Origin of the sequence: Dyadobacter sp. CY326 (genome assembly GCF_021390515.1) — a bacterium.
Taxonomy (GTDB): domain Bacteria; phylum Bacteroidota; class Bacteroidia; order Cytophagales; family Spirosomataceae; genus Dyadobacter.
On record NZ_JAJUXI010000015.1, the window covers coordinates 1 to 16,385 of the forward strand.

At 42.6% G+C, this 16,385-nt stretch carries 11 protein-coding genes; 1 reads left to right on the top strand and 10 read right to left on the bottom strand.

Translation table 11 applies throughout. From position 1 onward, the window contains the following. Nucleotides 1-296 precede the first annotated feature (296 nt). Nucleotides 297-1,928 carry an L-glutamate gamma-semialdehyde dehydrogenase gene (gene pruA, locus LZG73_RS25130; protein ID WP_233855558.1) on the bottom strand — a complete coding sequence of 544 codons (1,632 nt, stop codon included), beginning with the start codon at nt 1,926-1,928 and terminating at the stop codon, nt 297-299. Between the two features lie 155 nt (nt 1,929-2,083). Here pruA and thrC point away from each other — a divergent pair, with 155 nt between their 5' ends. Next, nucleotides 2,084-3,391 carry a threonine synthase gene (thrC, locus tag LZG73_RS25135; RefSeq protein WP_233855560.1) on the top strand — a complete coding sequence of 436 codons (1,308 nt, stop codon included), beginning with the start codon at nt 2,084-2,086 and terminating at the stop codon, nt 3,389-3,391. Nucleotides 3,392-3,519: 128 nt separating this feature from the next. Here thrC and LZG73_RS25140 read toward each other — a convergent pair whose 3' ends face one another. The 9 genes from LZG73_RS25140 to LZG73_RS25180 form a co-directional block, all read right to left on the bottom strand. Continuing rightward, nucleotides 3,520-5,328 (bottom strand): tetratricopeptide repeat protein, encoded by a 1,809-nt coding sequence (locus LZG73_RS25140; RefSeq protein ID WP_233855561.1) that lies wholly within the window; start codon nt 5,326-5,328, stop codon nt 3,520-3,522. Between the two features lie 438 nt (nt 5,329-5,766). Next, nucleotides 5,767-7,374 (bottom strand): Ig-like domain-containing domain, encoded by a 1,608-nt coding sequence (locus LZG73_RS25145; RefSeq protein WP_233855562.1) that lies wholly within the window; start codon nt 7,372-7,374, stop codon nt 5,767-5,769. Between the two features lie 78 nt (nt 7,375-7,452). After that, a complete protein-coding gene (locus LZG73_RS25150) occupies nt 7,453-8,358 on the bottom strand; it encodes a class I SAM-dependent methyltransferase (protein WP_233855563.1) in 906 nt (301 codons plus the stop codon). Further along, nucleotides 8,358-10,220, bottom strand: a complete 1,863-nt coding sequence (gene mnmG, locus LZG73_RS25155) for a tRNA uridine-5-carboxymethylaminomethyl(34) synthesis enzyme MnmG (protein ID WP_233855564.1) — start codon at nt 10,218-10,220, stop codon at nt 8,358-8,360. The genes LZG73_RS25150 and mnmG overlap by 1 nt, the downstream gene beginning before the upstream one ends. 54 nt (nt 10,221-10,274) lie before the next feature. Further along, complete coding sequence (gene ybeY, locus LZG73_RS25160) at nt 10,275-10,688, bottom strand: rRNA maturation RNase YbeY (protein ID WP_233855565.1); 414 nt, start codon at nt 10,686-10,688, stop codon at nt 10,275-10,277. A gap of 137 nt (nt 10,689-10,825) precedes the next feature. Continuing rightward, nucleotides 10,826-14,146 carry a DUF4175 family protein gene (locus LZG73_RS25165; protein WP_233855633.1) on the bottom strand — a complete coding sequence of 1,107 codons (3,321 nt, stop codon included), beginning with the start codon at nt 14,144-14,146 and terminating at the stop codon, nt 10,826-10,828. Nucleotides 14,147-14,332: 186 nt separating this feature from the next. Then, a complete protein-coding gene (locus LZG73_RS25170) occupies nt 14,333-15,070 on the bottom strand; it encodes a hypothetical protein (protein WP_233855566.1) in 738 nt (245 codons plus the stop codon). A 97-nt stretch (nt 15,071-15,167) separates the two neighbouring features. Further along, complete coding sequence (gene trpA / locus LZG73_RS25175; RefSeq protein ID WP_233855567.1) at nt 15,168-15,974, bottom strand: tryptophan synthase subunit alpha; 807 nt, start codon at nt 15,972-15,974, stop codon at nt 15,168-15,170. Beyond that, nucleotides 15,971-16,360, bottom strand: a complete 390-nt coding sequence (locus tag LZG73_RS25180; RefSeq protein ID WP_409014367.1) for a Dabb family protein — start codon at nt 16,358-16,360, stop codon at nt 15,971-15,973. Before LZG73_RS25180 ends, trpA begins: the two co-directional genes overlap by 4 nt. Nucleotides 16,361-16,385: the final 25 nt, after the last annotated feature.

Below are 16,385 nucleotides of genomic sequence, written 5' to 3' on the forward strand. Positions count from 1 at the left end.
CCGCTAGCGTTCATCCTGAGCCAGGATCAAACTCTCCATTGTAAATTTTGTTGTGATCTCTTCCTATTACAGAAGGACCGAATCTTCTTAAACGAGTATTTCTTACTCTCTTGGTTTATCTCATCATGTCAAAGAACAGGGCCAATCGCGCTTTCTTTTCTTCTTTTCTCTTTCGCCGTTTGCGATTGGGATTGCAAAGGTAGAAAAAGATTTTAGGGATGCAATATCACGTCAAAAAAAACTTCAAAAAAGTTAAAGTTCTTTAACCCTTTAAATAAATCACTAAAATTGTACAATTAAGCGCCTTCTAAGAAGGGATATTTGTAATCAACTGGGGAAACCAGTGTTTCTTTTATTGCCCGTGGTGACACCCAGCGAAGCAAGTTTAAAACAGATCCAGCCTTATCATTTGTGCCGGATGCCCTTGCTCCTCCAAAAGGTTGCTGCCCTACAACCGCACCTGTTGGCTTATCATTGATATAAAAATTCCCTGCTGCATTCACCAAATGTTCAGAGGCATATTGAATAGCATATCTATCAGTGGCGAAGATGGCTCCGGTTAATGCATAAGGAGATGTGCTGTCAATAATGGGGATGATCTTTTCGAACTCATTCTCCTCATATATATACACAGTAAGCACCGGCCCGAAGATTTCCTCGCAAAGCGTCACATAATCGGCTGTATGAGCCCTGATAATGGTTGGCTGGATAAAATACCCTTTGCTTTTATCAAACGATCCACCAGCAACGATTTCAGTATCGCTATCTTCCTTTGCTTTTGTTATATATCCTGTAATTTTATTAAATGCTCTTTCATCAATAACAGCATTAACGAAATTTGAAAAATCTTCCACGCCGCCCACTTTGATTTCTGCCAGATCGGCGAGCATCAATTCCTTCACTTCTTCCCATAAATTGGAAGGAATGTAAGCGCGGGAAGCCGCTGAACATTTCTGTCCCTGATATTCAAATGCTCCTCTGATAAGACCTGTTGCCAATGCTTTTGGATCAGCAGATTTATGCGCTAAAACGAAATCCTTACCGCCCGTTTCTCCTACAATCCTCGGAAACGTCTTATAAGAAGCGACATTTTCACCGATCGTCTTCCATATCGTCTGAAACACTTTCGTGCTTCCTGTAAAGTGAATTCCAGCAAAATCAGGATGTTTGAATATAACGTCTCCGGCAACAGGACCATCGGCCAAAACCATATTAATAACTCCGTCCGGTAAGCCTGCTTCTTTAAACACTTTCATGATCACATTGGCGGAATAAACCTGCGTAAATGCGGGTTTCCAAATCACTACATTACCCATTAGTGCTGGTGCAGCTGGCAAATTTCCTGCAATGGCTGTAAAATTGAATGGCGTGATTGCAAACAAAAATCCTTCCAAAGGCCTATATTCCATCCGGTTCCAAACACCGTCAGACGAAATGGGCTGCTGACTGTAGATGTCCCGCATGAAGTTTACATTCAATCTCAAAAAATCAATAATTTCACATGCGGAGTCTATTTCAGCCTGGTAAGCGTTTTTGGATTGCCCTAACATTGTTGCTGCATTGATTTCAGCACGATAAGGCCCTGCTATGAGGTCGGCTGCTTTCAAGAAGATTGCAGCGCGCTGTTCCCAGTTCAAAATCGCCCAGCTTTTTCTGGCTTCAAGGGCGGCTTCAACAGCTAATTTTACGTCTCCCGCGTTCCCTTCGTGGAAATATCCGAGCACATGCTGGTGATCATGCGGCGGTGATATTGTTTTCTTGTTTTGAGAAAATATTTCTTGACTACCAATATATTGGGGGATTTCAATCGTTTTTGCTCTTGCTTCCTCGAGCGCTTTTTTCAGCAAATCCCTTTCGGGGCTTCCGGGCGCGTAATTTTTAACCGGCTCATTCCTCACTGCGGGAGCATTAAAAATACCTAGTGACATATTTTTAGTTTGTTAATTATTATAAATCAATTTGAAAACACAGCCTAAGGCAGACAAATTCACCAGCCTCATTTATATCCGTGAAATTTTCTAGCCCCTTGCTGGCAGCTTTTTACGTAAATTTGGAATCTTAATTATGCACCATAGTTACTGCAATGATATTTTATAGTACAAAAACAGCCAGTATAAAGGCCTCGGCCGAAGAAGCCATCTTCAACAGCTTGCCTGCCGATAACGGGCTCTACATGCCGGAATCTATCCCAACATTGTCTCCGGATTTTATCTCAAACATTGAAAATAAAACTTTCAATGAAATCGCCGTTGAGATAACGCATACATTATTCGGAGACGAAATTACAAGAAGTGAGGTTGAAACCCTCATTAATCAGGCTTATGATTTTGATGCGCCAGTGCGGCAGATTAATGAGAAAGACTATGTTTTAGAGCTTTTTCACGGTCCGTCGATGGCTTTTAAAGACTTTGGGGCACGGTTTATGGCGGCCATTATGTCGCATTATTTGGCGCGTTCTAAAAGAAAAATACAGATATTGGTTGCCACTTCCGGAGATACGGGCGGGGCGGTTGCACAGGGATTTTATAAAATTCCCGGCATTTCCGTTACAATCCTTTATCCAAGTGGCAAGGTCAGTGAAATTCAGGAAAGGCAGCTGACTACGCCCGGACACAATGTAACAGCAATAGAAGTCGATGGAACGTTTGATGATTGCCAGAAATTGGTGAAGGAAGCTTTTCTAGATCCGGAACTGAATGCCAGATTTAATCTCGCCTCTGCCAACTCCATTAATATTGCACGCCTTATCCCGCAATCATTTTATTATTTTTCAGCTTATGCGCAATTGAAAAAATTAGGCAAGCCGATCGTGTTCGCGGTGCCAAGCGGGAACTTTGGAAACCTGAGCGCCGGCCTTCTCGCCTATCGGATGGGGTTACCAGTTGAGCGCTTTGTTGCGGCTACCAACTTGAACAATGCTGTCCCGAGATATCTCGAAAGCGGAACTTACGAACCATTGCCTTCTATAGAAACCATATCAAATGCAATGGATGTCGGAAACCCAAGCAACTTTGTTAGATTCCAACGATTTTTTAATGATGATTGGAAATCCGCAACAGAAAAAGTTTCAGGATTTTATTTCGACAACGAACAGACAAAAACTGCAATGCGCGAAGTTTCGGAAACGTCGCAATATGTAATGTGCCCTCACACCGCGGTTGCTTACCAAGGGCTCCAAGCTTATCGCGAAGAGAACACTTCGGATTATACGGGCGTGTTCCTGGCAACTGCTCATCCGGCCAAATTTATAGATCTTGTGGAAGAAACATTGGAAAAACAAATTGAAATTCCTGAAAGACTCAAATCTTTGCTCTCCATTGAAAAAGTCGCCACCAGTATGAATTCTTCCTTTTCTGAGTTTAAAAAGCTGTTATTAAGCACGTTAAATTGAAATTTGATATATTTTCAGCCTCTGAGAATTGCATATAGCAATCCAATCGCATCTCAGCCTGCAAATACGAAAAAGAAAAGAGCCAGAAATCGCTATGATTCTGCCTCTTTTCTTTTTTTCGCTTAATTCTAGTTGATCACGTCTCCTCTCAAAAGTCTAAATCTTTTTCTTGACTCAGCGACGAAAATGCTTCCCGGATATTTTTCCATTAACTCCTGGTACAGCTTCATCGCAAGATCTTTGTCTTTTAACTTTTCCTGGTTAAGTTTGGCAGAAGCGAACAATGCGTCGTCACCGTAAATGTCGTGACCATATTTTGTAGTCAACACTTTCAGGTTTTCCATCGCCTGCTGATTGCTGTCGAGCTTAATGTATGTTTTGGCAGTGAGCCAGAGAATCTCATCCGCCAGACTGTGATTCTGATATTTTGCATAAAGATGTTTTAATGTGTCGATGGCTTCGTACTTTTTATTCTGAAACAACAGCAACTCCACGGCCGAGTATTGCTTCATCGCAGCTTCCGTGCTATCCAGTCCCGTGTTGTCCATGATGAGCAACGACAGCTCATTGGCATCATTCGCAATTTCCCTAGAAGTCGCCTTTTTCAAAATATCGAGCACCGCTTTGGCCAGCTCAAACTCACCTTTAAAATAATGCAGCTTCGCATTTTTAAGCTTTGCTTCGTAGCCAAGCAAGTCGTCTTTCTGTGATTTTTCAACCTGCGAATAGACCAATGTTGCTTCCCAAGGTTCACCCTGCAACAAATAAATATCGCCCAGGTCGAGCTTGCATTTGTCCACAAAATTCTTTTCCTGCTTTCCTGCTTCAATCGCGGCGTTCAGTATTTCAATTGCTTTTTTGAAATCATCCATATAAAATGCATTCAAAATCGCCATGTTCCGCATTGCTTCCACCGTCCTCGCATTGACACCCAGCTCATCAACGAGCTGCTGATATTGGCCAAGAAGCTTTTGCACTTCGCTTCGCTTGATAGGGTAAGTGTTTTTTACCTGTTCTTCTCTCGCAAAAATGGCCATTCTTCTGGCAACCGGATACAGCTGACCTTTCGGATATTCCTTTACCAAATGATCAAAGATTGTCCCAGCATTACTATAATCGAGATTTTGAAGCGCAAGCATTCCGAGATTGTAAAGTCTCGATCCATTGTGTTTAAAGCGCTTGTCAAGCGAGCGTTCCTGAATGAATGCTTTGTAAAAATCCTTTTTCTGGATCTGATACCAAATCAGCAATTCGTTATAAAAGCCTTCATTTGGAAACTTCTGGATCTTATCATAGAGGACTTTTTCCAATAACGCCTGCTCTTTCTCATCCTTGGTGAAATCTTGCAGCATATTCTGCACCACTTCAATGTTCTGATAACGCATGCCGTAAGACAGCAGCTCATCAATCATTTGTTCAGGTGCATTAAGATCCCGATAGACACTGGCCAGTTCGAGCTGGAAAATGTCTGTTCGTTTTGCAGCTTCTCTCGCTTCTATCAATATTTGCTTGGCCGACTCAGGTTTATTAAGCGCCCTGAACTCGTCCGCTAAATCACGTTTGAGCTCAATTCTTGCACCGGAGGCAGCAATGCTCTGCTCAATCTTTTTTGTGGCTTCCTGCGTCTTTCCCTGCTCTTCCAGCAGCACTCCCCAATACAAGTTATACCAGCTCGCATTCGGCGCATCGTTCTTGATCTGTTTCTTGAAAAACTGCTCACCTTCTCCCCACGTTTTGGTTTTGATAATGCAGTTTGTGTAATTTTTTAGCGCGCTCTTTTCAAATGTCGTTTTCAGGAAGCTTGTATAATAGGTCAGCGCCTTCGAACAATCATTATTCTTAAAATACTCCTCCGCCATCTCCTTCTCCGACTGCCCGACCGCGGCCGCCCCGGAAAGAAGCATGTATATCAACACCCATCTTGAAACCTTTTTCATAATAGATAAAAAAATTTTCCTTTAGTTATTATCTCTTACTATGTATGTGGAAAAGGGGATAAGTTGTTTATCCACTGTAGATTAACATAGTTATCCACATTATGTGAATAACTATTAAGTATTATCCACTTCAGTTTTCAGAATTATCAACGTTTAACTTGCTGAAATACAAGATAAGAAATTATCTGTACACACTGGGGTGTTGGTACGGTGCGGTCTTTCGTGTTTTGTCTTATCCACATTTACTAAAGTGTATCAACGCGGTGTTAACTTCATTTTAGATCAGATTTACCCACAGTAACACGACATTCGATTTTTTATCCACACATATCCACAGTTATCAACACAATTGTTAACAATTTCGACCTGCTTACCAACAAAATTTCTGTGTTATTAACATAGTTATCCACACAAAGTGTATAAGAAAATGGGATTTTTTTACTTTGGAAGCGTGACGTTGATATCGTTTAATTCAAAATTGGCTTTCAAAAGGATCTTATCCGGAATGTAAAACATGGCTTCGGGCTGTTTGTCTTTATCGAGCTCTCCCGTATCCCAGCGGCGGTTGCGGTTTGCATCGAGCGTAACACGAATGAAATATTTGCCTTGCGGAATGTGGATGAATGTGTAGGGCGAGGTGTATTGCGTTTCTATGAGCTTATATTGCTCGTCCACCAGTTCGATAATGTAGCCCGTTGACGCGTCAGCATTCGTAATAGCGCCTTTAATCTGTCCGTAATTTTCCTCGTTAAGCACCGGATGCTTAATGAGTAATTTTGACAGTGTATCGCCTTCGACACTAATCACACTGCCTTTCGGAAAGTCCCACTTGATCGTATCTTTTGCAAATGATTTAGCTTCAATAGTCAGCTCCGTGCGATTCGCATTCCAGCGATATTTGAATGCGTTCAAAGGCTCATGCGTGAGACTATCCGTAATCAGACTGATGTTTTTGTCATCCAGAAACTGGACAGGTTTATTCAGACTTAATGTGTAGGAAAATGTGTTTGTAAGCGGCTTGTTTCCCTCTGGTTTGGTCGTCATATTGAATGGGTCCCGCTGTCTCTCCTTTCCTCTTTGTGCCTGAAAAGCTATCTTTTGCTCAAAGTCTGTAACAGCTCCAAGTGAATCTGTGACAGTGAGTTTCACTAATGTTGAATCCGGATGCGGCTGGACATTAAAAAACTTCAAAGCGGCACCATTTTCAAGCATATAGGGCAACGTGTCATTGTTCATGAATTTCACATCCACCTTCTCGATTGATTTGCTGAAAACGACCGAATAGTTGTTCACCCGTGGAATCGTGCGCTGAATTTTCAATATCGTGTTGTCCGAAAGGAACATGCTGATATTATAGGATGCGGAATCTGAGCCGGCTGTAACCGGCGGGCTGAGAAAGCCCATTCGCTCGTCCTTTGCATTGAAAAGCATATTGCGGTTTTTGTCATCAATCGCGATAAGCTTATAGTTTCTGGTTTGAATATTCTCGATCGAAAACACGCCGCTGCTGTCGGTGCGGGAGAAATAGTAGGGCTTTTGTTTTGTGATATTTAGCGTGTCGCTCATATTGTAAAGACCCACCAATGCATCAAAAATAGGCTTGTTGGTTTTAATGTCTTTCACGGTGCCATACACGCGGCCGGAGTCCAATGTGGAGCCGGTGCTGAATACGAGTTTCAGATTTTTTGCAGGGTTTTTTTCAGCAAAATCGCGGATTGCATCACCAAAGTTCAATGTGTAAGTTGTGCTGTCCTTGAATTCATTTTTAAAACTCAACGAAACAGACATGCCGTTTTGCTTATAAGAATATGGATTGTCCGCTTCTGGCGTAATGATCAGTTTCTGATTAATGTTATCGACAACCACATATTCGTCGAAGAACAGCTCTATTTTCTTGCCCTTAAAATTGAGTGTTTTGTTAAGCGGATTGCTTTCTAACAAGTTTGGAGGAATAGAATCTTTTTTACCTCCCGTAGGCGAAACTTGTTGGGCGCAGCGACCGAAAATCAACAGGCAAATAATGGCAATGGCAATGGTTCTGATCATTGATTTTTAAAGTTAAAAGGCCCGCAATACAGATAACGCGTATTGAGGGCCCATTCAGATTGTCGTCAGAATTAGTGTTTATTTTTTTGAAACAATGTATATCAAGCTCGATGTATTAAGGTGCTCCCTGTCTTTGGAACGCCCTTTCCAATTCGATAAAAGCCCGGTCTTGACACTATCAATGTAGTTAATGCTCCCTCCGCTATATTTCGAGCTCAGCATTCCTACGTAAAAGGAATCAAACCACATCGGCAGAATGCTTTTGACTTCCAAATTATGTTTTTGAAGCAGCGTTTTTATAGTTCCCTTTGTAAAGTGATACAAATGGCGCGGGACATCATAGGCAGCCCAGAAACGGCCATATTTGTTTGCATCAAACGACTGCGGATTTGGGACAGCAATCAAGATCTTTCCATTCGGGTTAAGGTGCTGATAAAGCCAGTCAATCGTTTCGTTCAGCAAATGAACATGTTCGAGAACGTGCCATAATGTGATGATATCGAAAGTTTGAGAGCCTAATTCACTTGCATTAATCGATTCATAAATGGAAGCTCCTGCCTTCTTTTGTGCTTGTGTCCTCGCTCCCGAGTCGGGTTCCATACCGGATATTTTCCACCCGTCCTGTGCTGCTGCGGCCAAGAAGTTTCCTGTGCCACAACCAAGGTCTAACAGGTTCCCTTTTCCCGGGGACAAACTATTAATTAACTCAACTTTCTGCTTAATCGTACGATTTCTAACGGCCGTGTAAACCTTCGAGATCACATTCTTTTTCTCTTCGTCATGATGAGAAATATAATCTTCGGACTGATAATACGCGCCTATTTCTTCTTCCGATGGACGTGGATTTGTAAACAAGAAATAGCAATTGTTGCATTGCTGGATCGTAAACTCCTTGTGCGAAACGGTGAAATCCTCAACATTCAAATAATTATTGAAGCTGGACTTTTCACAAATCGGGCATTTTTGAAGCGTTTCTAATGGCATTATCGTCCTATAAAAAGCATTAATACTGAGATATCGGAAGGGCTAACGCCACTGATCCTTGAAGCTTGTCCGATCGTCCCTGGACGAGTTCTTTTAAGTTTTTCACGGCCTTCATATGAAAGCGAAGTCACCACATCATAATTGAAGTTCTCAATAATGTTGAGGTCTTCCAGCCTATTCATTTTCTCGACCAACAGCATTTCCTTCTCAATATAGCTGTCATATTTAAGATTTATCTCCGCCTGATGAATCGAATCCGTTCCAAATTTTTCAAGCAAATCGGCAACAATTGGACTGGCTTCCGTCAATTGATCTATCGAAATTTGTGGTCTTTTCAGGAGTTGCGCCAAAACGATTTTCTCGCGCAATAGTGCTGTTCCAATCGCCTCCAGTGTTGGGTTAATCTCTTCCGGCGTCAGTTTTGTTCCAGAGAATGCGGCAATGATCTCAGCCACTTCTGCTTTCTTTTTATTGACATTATCCAATCTCTCCTGACTTGCTAAGCCGAGATTAAAACCCTTTTCAGTAAGACGAATGTCTGCATTGTCTTGTCTCAACAGCGTGCGATATTCAGCGCGGGAAGTGAACATTCTATATGGCTCTTCTGTGCCTTTATTAATGAGGTCGTCGATCAAAACGCCGATGTATGCCTCAGACCTTTTTAAAACGAATGGTTCAAGCTCGTGCACATTCTGGTGTGCATTAATACCAGCCATCAATCCCTGGCAAGCGGCTTCTTCATAACCGGTGGTGCCATTGATCTGTCCTGCAAAAAAGAGGTTTGTAATCAAATGTGTTTCCAGCGTCGATTTTAATTGGGTCGGCGGGAAGTAATCGTATTCGATTGCGTAGCCCGGACGAAACATTTTGGCATTCTCAAAACCAGGAATTTTCCGGAGTGCTGCATATTGAACGTCTTCGGGCAATGAAGTGGAAAAGCCGTTCACGTAAACTTCAACCGTGTCCCATCCTTCCGGCTCTACGAAAATCTGATGACGATCCTTGTCAGCAAAACGATTGATTTTGTCCTCAACCGATGGACAGTAACGCGGCCCAATTCCTTTGATCCTGCCCGAAAACATCGGTGATTTCTCAAAGCCCGTTCTCAGTATTTCATGCACTTCCGAATTGGTATAAGTAATCCAGCAGCTGCGTTGTTTTGCGAGCGGCTTTGTATCGGTGTAGGAAAACTTAGAAGGATTTTCATCCCCAGGCTGCTCCTCCATTTTAGAATAATCCAGCGAACGACCATCCACGCGCGGAGGCGTTCCTGTTTTCATTCTTCCTGCTTCAAAGCCCAATGTTACCAGTTGTTCGGTAATGCCGGTCGCTGCTTTTTCGCCAGTCCGTCCGCCGCCGAAATTTTTCTCGCCAATGTGGATTAGTCCATTCAGGAATGTTCCATTAGTGAGGACGACAGACTTTGATTTAATTTCAATTCCAAGACTAGTTTTAACCCCACAAGCCTTTCCATCTTCAATCAGTATCTCCTTTGCAGTGTCCTGCCAAAAATCAACATTCGGATTATTTTCCAAAACGTTCCGCCATTCAGTTGCAAACATCGCGCGGTCGCTTTGACATCTTGGACTCCACATGGCGGGGCCTTTTGACAAATTGAGCATCCGGAATTGGATCATAGTCTTATCGCTTACGATGCCCGACTGTCCGCCAAGCGCATCGATCTCACGAACGATTTGCCCTTTTGCTACTCCCCCCATTGCAGGGTTGCAAGACATCTGAGCAATGGTATGCATATTCATTGTAATCAGCAGAACGGAGGAGCCCATCGTCGCCGCAGCCGCAGCTGCTTCACAACCCGCATGGCCCGCTCCTACCACGATTACATCATATTTTTGAAACATAATTCATTTACTTATTAAACCACTTTAATTAAAGTGTTCCACGTGGAAATTTAACTAGAACAGCAAAAGATACTGATCCTCTTTGGCTCGCATTGCAGCTTTTAGCTTTTCATCCGTATCATCATAACCCATCAAATGCAGCAAACCGTGTATCAGAACTCGCCGCATTTCGGTTTCAAAATCGGCTTCAAAAGTTGCCGCATTTTCCTTTACCCTATCAACGCTGATATAAATGTCTCCTTCGATCACATTGTCTTCCTCACTATTGTCAAACGTAATGATGTCCGTAAAATAGTCGTGATCGAGATATTGTTTATTGATTTCCAGAAGGTATTCGTCGTCGCAAAAAATATAGTTCAAATCAGCGATCTCATAACCCTCTGATAACGAGGCATTTTTAATCCATTTTTTTGTCTTAACGGGGCGTAATAAGTCGAAATCGACGTTTTCGGTGAAGAAATTAAGCATACTGGGTGATAAAATATTACAAACATACTAAACTATCCGTTCAAGATCAGTTTAGCCGGTGACAGCGCCCCTAACAACTTGCTTAAAAAGTGTTAAAACGCAGTCACCGGAACGTTCACAACAGTGGGATGCTATAATCAGTTCTTAGCCTGATACTTGCGGAAGTAAGTGTCCACCTCTCTTTTGTAGAACGGAGAGAATGTCGGTGGAATGGTCCTGAGCAGTTCGGTTTGCTTTTCTTTGTCGCGGATATATTTTTCAAATGCCGCAGGTGGTTGTCTTGGCAATTGTTTTGCACTTTGCGCTTTGCGCTGCTCGTCCTCATCCTGTTCTTTCATTGCTTTTTCGGATTCCAGCAGTCGCGTCGTGATTTCCTGGTTGCGCTTAATGAGCTCGGGCGTGATGCGCTTGTTCACAAGATCCGTTTCGGTCTCATCCATTTTCTCAGCAATTTCCTGCAACTCCTTACCCATCTGTTTGCCAACTTCGGTGCCTTTTTGAGACTCCATTAAATCATTGATCATCTTCCGGATCATCGCCTGTTCAGCCGCCATTCTGGCCAGCTTCTCGGAATTATTTCCCTGCCCCTCTTTTCCCTGCCCAAGCTTTTTCATTTCACCATTGAGTTTCTCCTGCATTTCGCCCATCCCCTTCTGCTCACCTTTTTGCTTTCCTTTTTTGCCCTTACCACTTCCCGGCATGGCCATCGCCATTTGCTGCTGCATTTGGTTAAATACATCACTTAGCATTAATGCCAAATTGTTCATAGAAGTCATCGCAAATTGTTGCTTCGAAGTCGCCTGATTAATTTGACGGTCTTTAATGCTCTTCACGCTCTCATCCATGTAAGACTTCATATCATTGAGCTCACGCGTAATGAACGACTGGATTTGGATGACACGATTCGCAAGTGCGTAAAGGCTGTCCTCAACGATTTTTGCATCATCTTTCAATTTCAGTTGTTGCTGGCCAAGTTTAATAAATCGTGGATCTTGCAGACTCACGCCTCTGAAATCTTTCATCAATGTTTCCTGATCAAATGAAAGTGTGATCAAGTTTTCAAGAATATCGCGTAAGGCGTCCAGATTTTCCTGCATTTGCTCCATCTCCGCAGATTCCATCGCTTCCTGCATAGACTGCGACATTTTTTTCATGGATTGCGCCGCCTTTTTCTGCGATTCAGAAGCTTTTTTATTCTGTTGCTTATCAAGTTGTTCCTTACTTTCTTCCATCTGTTCAGAAGCGTTTTTCTGCTCTTCTTTCTGTGTGTCCAAAGGCTGTTCAAGCTCCTCGCTCATTTTTTCGACCTCCTTGGAATCCTCCTGCGCTTTTTTAAACTCGTCCTGGATTTTTTCCTGCTCTTTTTTCAAATCCCCATTTTTGCCTTTTTTGTCATCGGAATTTTTATTCTTGTCATTTTCCTGACTTTTATCCGCAAGCTGATCTTCCTTATCTGCTAATTCGTCCAACTTTTCGGTCAGGTTTTCCATTTTCTGTTCAAGCTGCATTTGCTTGAAAAGCTTCATCGTCCGTTCCAGCTCTTTTTCCAGGTTATTCTCTTTGTTTTTAAGCTTTTCCATCATGCTAGACATGCGGTCGCTCTGCTTCTGTTCCAGCAATTTTTTCAATTCCTGATAAAGCTTTTCTGTGTCCTTATCCATCAGCTCATTCATGAGCTTTTGAAGCTGTTCCAGCTTGCTTTGCAGTTCAGGGCTTTGCTGATTGAACTGCTTCGATTTCTCGTTCGCATTCTGATTTTTTTCCTGCAGAGCCTGCAATTCTTTCATCAGCTCTTCCCGCTTTTTGAGCACTTCCTCAATCTGCTTCTGCTCTTTAAAATCGAGTTCTTTGTTGCTCTTTAATTTATTGTCAAGATTTGTCAGATCCTTTTGCAAGCTCTGCGCCTTCTTCATGGCCAACTGCATTTGATCTTCCGTTTCCTGCTCAGATTTTCTAATCTCAGCCTCTAACTGGTCTTTGGAAGGAACAGTAAATTGAATCGACCGTGATTTAGCGCTTTTCGGCCCGTTCACGCCATCATTATCCCAGACCTGAGCATAATACTCGATCTTATCGCCCGGAGCCAGTTTGAGGCTATCTACATACCATTGGAAGTAAAAGCTTTGCGTATTTACCGTTTTGTTAAATGGCACTGGAATTCCTTTGGCTGGCGAAGGTTCTTTCTGGTCAGCCCGCTTTACAGAATAAAACATTTTCAGCTGCGAAAAGCCGTAATCATCACTGATTGAGCCGCCAAGCACTAAATAGTTATAAAGTGTTGTATCCTGGAAATTTTCGAGGCTCATGACGGGGAATTTGTCGGGAACCACATTGATGAAGTAACCGATTTTATCCAAATTTGTAGTCTCATCATTTTGCAAATTCACCTGATATTGCGACGAGCGTTTAACCGTTTTTCTGATTTCGAAACGGTCTCCTTCCCTCCCTTTCGCACGGTATAATGCCGAATCATCATCAAATTTGATCGCCAGCGATTTGGTCGATGAAGTGTTAAAATTCCACTCAACAGTCGTTCCTTCCGGCACAGAGAGATTTCCAACATTGTTAAGCCCTTCCGCAGGTTTGTTGAGATAGGCTGGATAATGCAGGTTTACGTCAAAAGAAAGCAGCGAAGGCCGTTCTGCAACATTGATCTTGTATTCCTCAGAAGTGAATCCAGCAGCGTCGAAGGAAAATGCTACATCTCTTTGCAAATTTTTGAATGTGTAGGAATAAGTCTGATTGCCGTCATTATTCAGTTTAAATCTCGAACCATTTTGGACCAGGTAAGCGGCAGTAGGCAGTGCTTCGCCCTTCAATTTTAGTTTTAGTACAAAATCCTCATTTCTAAATGCTTTCAATGATTTGTTTTCAAGAATAAATGAAAACGGTGCATAAGTGTAATTTTTCTGGAAATGAATGATCCGGTCAGAGCTGGACGAGAAAAATGAAGGATTGAAAAGCAAAATGGCCGCAATGGCCGCAAGCGGATAAATGGCATATTTAATGCGCTTTTTATTCTCATTAAAACGAATGGCATCTGAGAATTTAACAATCAGCAACTGGCCGGATTTCTGGCGAATGCTGGCTTCGATAAGGTCGGATTGTGTGCCGGTTAATCCCCTTAGTTGCAATGTATTTACAAGCTTATCCCCTATTTCCGGAAAATATTCTCCGATTTGCAATGCAGCCTGCTCGTCCGAAATCGGCTTTCTAAGGCCGGAAAGGTGGATTAACGGCTGAACAACCCATTGAAAAAATGAAAAAACAAGCACAGCCAAAAATCCGAAGAACAATGTTCCACGGACACCCGAACTAAACCGACCGAAATATTCGATTGTATTGAAAAACAAAAACACACTCAGCAGCAGCGCAGCAGAAAGGATAATGCCTTTAAGCAACTGATTTTGATAGTATTTTTGACGGTATTCCTGAATGCGGAGCAACAGGCCTTCCATTGCCGGCGTAAAAGCAGCCATATATGAATGTCGTTAAATCTCTGATGGATTTTTATAACGTATCCGGCTGGCAAAAATTACGATCCGCCTGGCCACGCATAAAACAAACTAAGATAGCGATTTATATGGAATTCCATCGTTAAAAATGGATTTTTCCGGCGCCCAAAAGTTTATTTTGTGAAGAACTTAAAGCGAAAGCAAAACACCTACAGAAGCGTAATTGATCCAATTGAAATTGTAGACCTCGTCACTATCCGCACCGCCTTCCACAACGCGGTAACCAGCCTTAATGCCAAACTTAGGATTAACCTGATAAGCCGCGCCCGCAAAAACATCCTCCGCCCGTCCTTGTTTAGCAGCCAATGCATCACCTTCCAAAATCACAGACCAGCGGTAAGATGGCTTGTAAGAAGCATAAAAGTTGACTAGCGGAACGAAGCCAACATTATCAAAATGCGTGTCATTAGATTCATTTTTGAAGCGCACATCGGCATCACGGATCTTGGCAGTAAGACCTAAACCAACACGCCAGCGCGTTTTTGTCACAAAATCGTAGCGATAAGTCAGTCGATAGGAATTGAATTTATAGAAAACTTCCAGTGGCTGTCCGGCAGCGTAATTAATGCCATTGAAATTAACATTTTCATCAAACGTACCATGATATTTCACAGAAAGTGGCGCAAATAATGCACTGATATTATGCCGGTTTCCAATCGTATAAGTGCCTCTGATCCGGTAAAAAATCTTTGGATCAATGCTCAGATCGTTCGCGAGGTTAACCTGCGTGCCGCCCACATTGGGAATGCGGACTTTGTTATAATTCGTCCCAAACACCACCCCGCTTTCCAGATCGAGCCGGAACTGCGCGTAAAGCGGTGATGAACAAAGCATTAAAATGATGAAAAAAATTTTTCGAGATCCCATATCCGCACCTATCTAAAAAAAACAAACAACCCGATGATGAGTTGTTTGTACAAAAGTGATGCCTGAAGCGAATGGTTTCTCGGTAGATTCGAATGTGTTATGCTTCGATCGTTTCAGGATAGTTTTTTACATTTCTTACAAAAGACTTAATGTCCTGTTCAAGATCATTGCTTTCCTGCAAAACGCGGATGAATGCGCTGCCAATAATGGCACCTGCGGCATAATCAGAAGCTTTTTTGAACGTTGCATGGTCCTTAATCCCAAAACCGATCAGTCGCGGATTACGGAGCTGCATGGCATTCAATCTGTCGAAATAAGCTTCCATATCATCGCTAACGCCTGTATTAGAACCCGTTACGCTTGCAGAGGAAACAGTGTAAATAAAGCCTTCACTAATTTCGTCGATCTGGCGAATGCGTTTTTCAGAAGTTTGTGGGGTTACCAGGAAGATATTCAGAATGCCGTAAGCGTCGAAAATGGCTTTGTATTCATTCAAATATACATCCATAGGCATATCCGGCAGGATCAGCCCGTCAACGCCAACCTCAGCGCATTTTTTACAAAATGCTTCGATGCCGAACTGCAAAACCGGATTCACATAACCCATTAGCAGCACAGGAACAGAAATGGTCTCACGCATATCTGCCAGTTGCTCGAAAAGAATCTTTACAGACATGCCGTTTTCCAGCGCCCGGTCATTGCTTTTCTGAATGGTTTCACCGTCGGCAACAGGGTCCGAGTAAGGCATGCCAATCTCAACCAGATCAGCGCCGCCGTCCTGCAAAGCCTGTAAAACGCGCACGGTGTCATTCAGTTCAGGAAAGCCTGCTGTGAAATACACATTCAGCAATCCGGCTTCGGGATGATCATTTACGCCGCTAAAAAGGGTTGTAATGCGGTTCATTCTTGTGTCCAGTAATCAATAACCAAAACTTTGTCCAAATGCGGTCCTAACACTTTTCCGAACGCTTTGTGATCAGGATGCGGAAGATATACTTCACGACCTGCTTCGTCATCGAATGTTACAAAGAATGCGTGCGTAAAACCTTGTGAAAGTCCTTCCGGGCTGTTGTTTGTTCCCCATTCAAGGCCCTTGATCTCCTTAATTTTAGATGGCAATGCTTTAAAAGCCTCTTCCACTTCCTTAATCTGCGCCGGCGTTGCCGAGTCTTTGAATTTGAATAAAACGACGTGACGAAGCATTTTTTTAGTAACGGGTTTTTCAGGTGAAGCAGAAGCCACAGCGCCAAAAAGGAGCATTCCGGCCATTAAAAGTAATTTGAAATTCATAATCGGAAAAAAGATAAGGTTGAAT

Excerpts from the sequence above, each read along its gene's own strand:
- LZG73_RS25165 (WP_233855633.1), bottom strand. The coding sequence starts at position 14,146 with ATGGAAGGCCTGTTGCTCCGCATTCAGGAATACCGTCAAAAATACTAT.
- LZG73_RS25140 (WP_233855561.1), bottom strand. The coding sequence starts at position 5,328 with ATGAAAAAGGTTTCAAGATGGGTGTTGATATACATGCTTCTTTCCGGG.
- mnmG (WP_233855564.1), bottom strand. The coding sequence starts at position 10,220 with ATGTTTCAAAAATATGATGTAATCGTGGTAGGAGCGGGCCATGCGGGT.
- pruA (WP_233855558.1), bottom strand. The coding sequence starts at position 1,928 with ATGTCACTAGGTATTTTTAATGCTCCCGCAGTGAGGAATGAGCCGGTT.
- thrC (WP_233855560.1), top strand. The coding sequence starts at position 2,084 with ATGATATTTTATAGTACAAAAACAGCCAGTATAAAGGCCTCGGCCGAA.
- ybeY (WP_233855565.1), bottom strand. The coding sequence starts at position 10,688 with ATGCTTAATTTCTTCACCGAAAACGTCGATTTCGACTTATTACGCCCC.
- LZG73_RS25180 (WP_409014367.1), bottom strand. The coding sequence starts at position 16,360 with ATGAATTTCAAATTACTTTTAATGGCCGGAATGCTCCTTTTTGGCGCT.
- LZG73_RS25145 (WP_233855562.1), bottom strand. The coding sequence starts at position 7,374 with ATGATCAGAACCATTGCCATTGCCATTATTTGCCTGTTGATTTTCGGT.
- LZG73_RS25150 (WP_233855563.1), bottom strand. The coding sequence starts at position 8,358 with ATGCCATTAGAAACGCTTCAAAAATGCCCGATTTGTGAAAAGTCCAGC.
- trpA (WP_233855567.1), bottom strand. The coding sequence starts at position 15,974 with ATGAACCGCATTACAACCCTTTTTAGCGGCGTAAATGATCATCCCGAA.
- LZG73_RS25170 (WP_233855566.1), bottom strand. The coding sequence starts at position 15,070 with ATGGGATCTCGAAAAATTTTTTTCATCATTTTAATGCTTTGTTCATCA.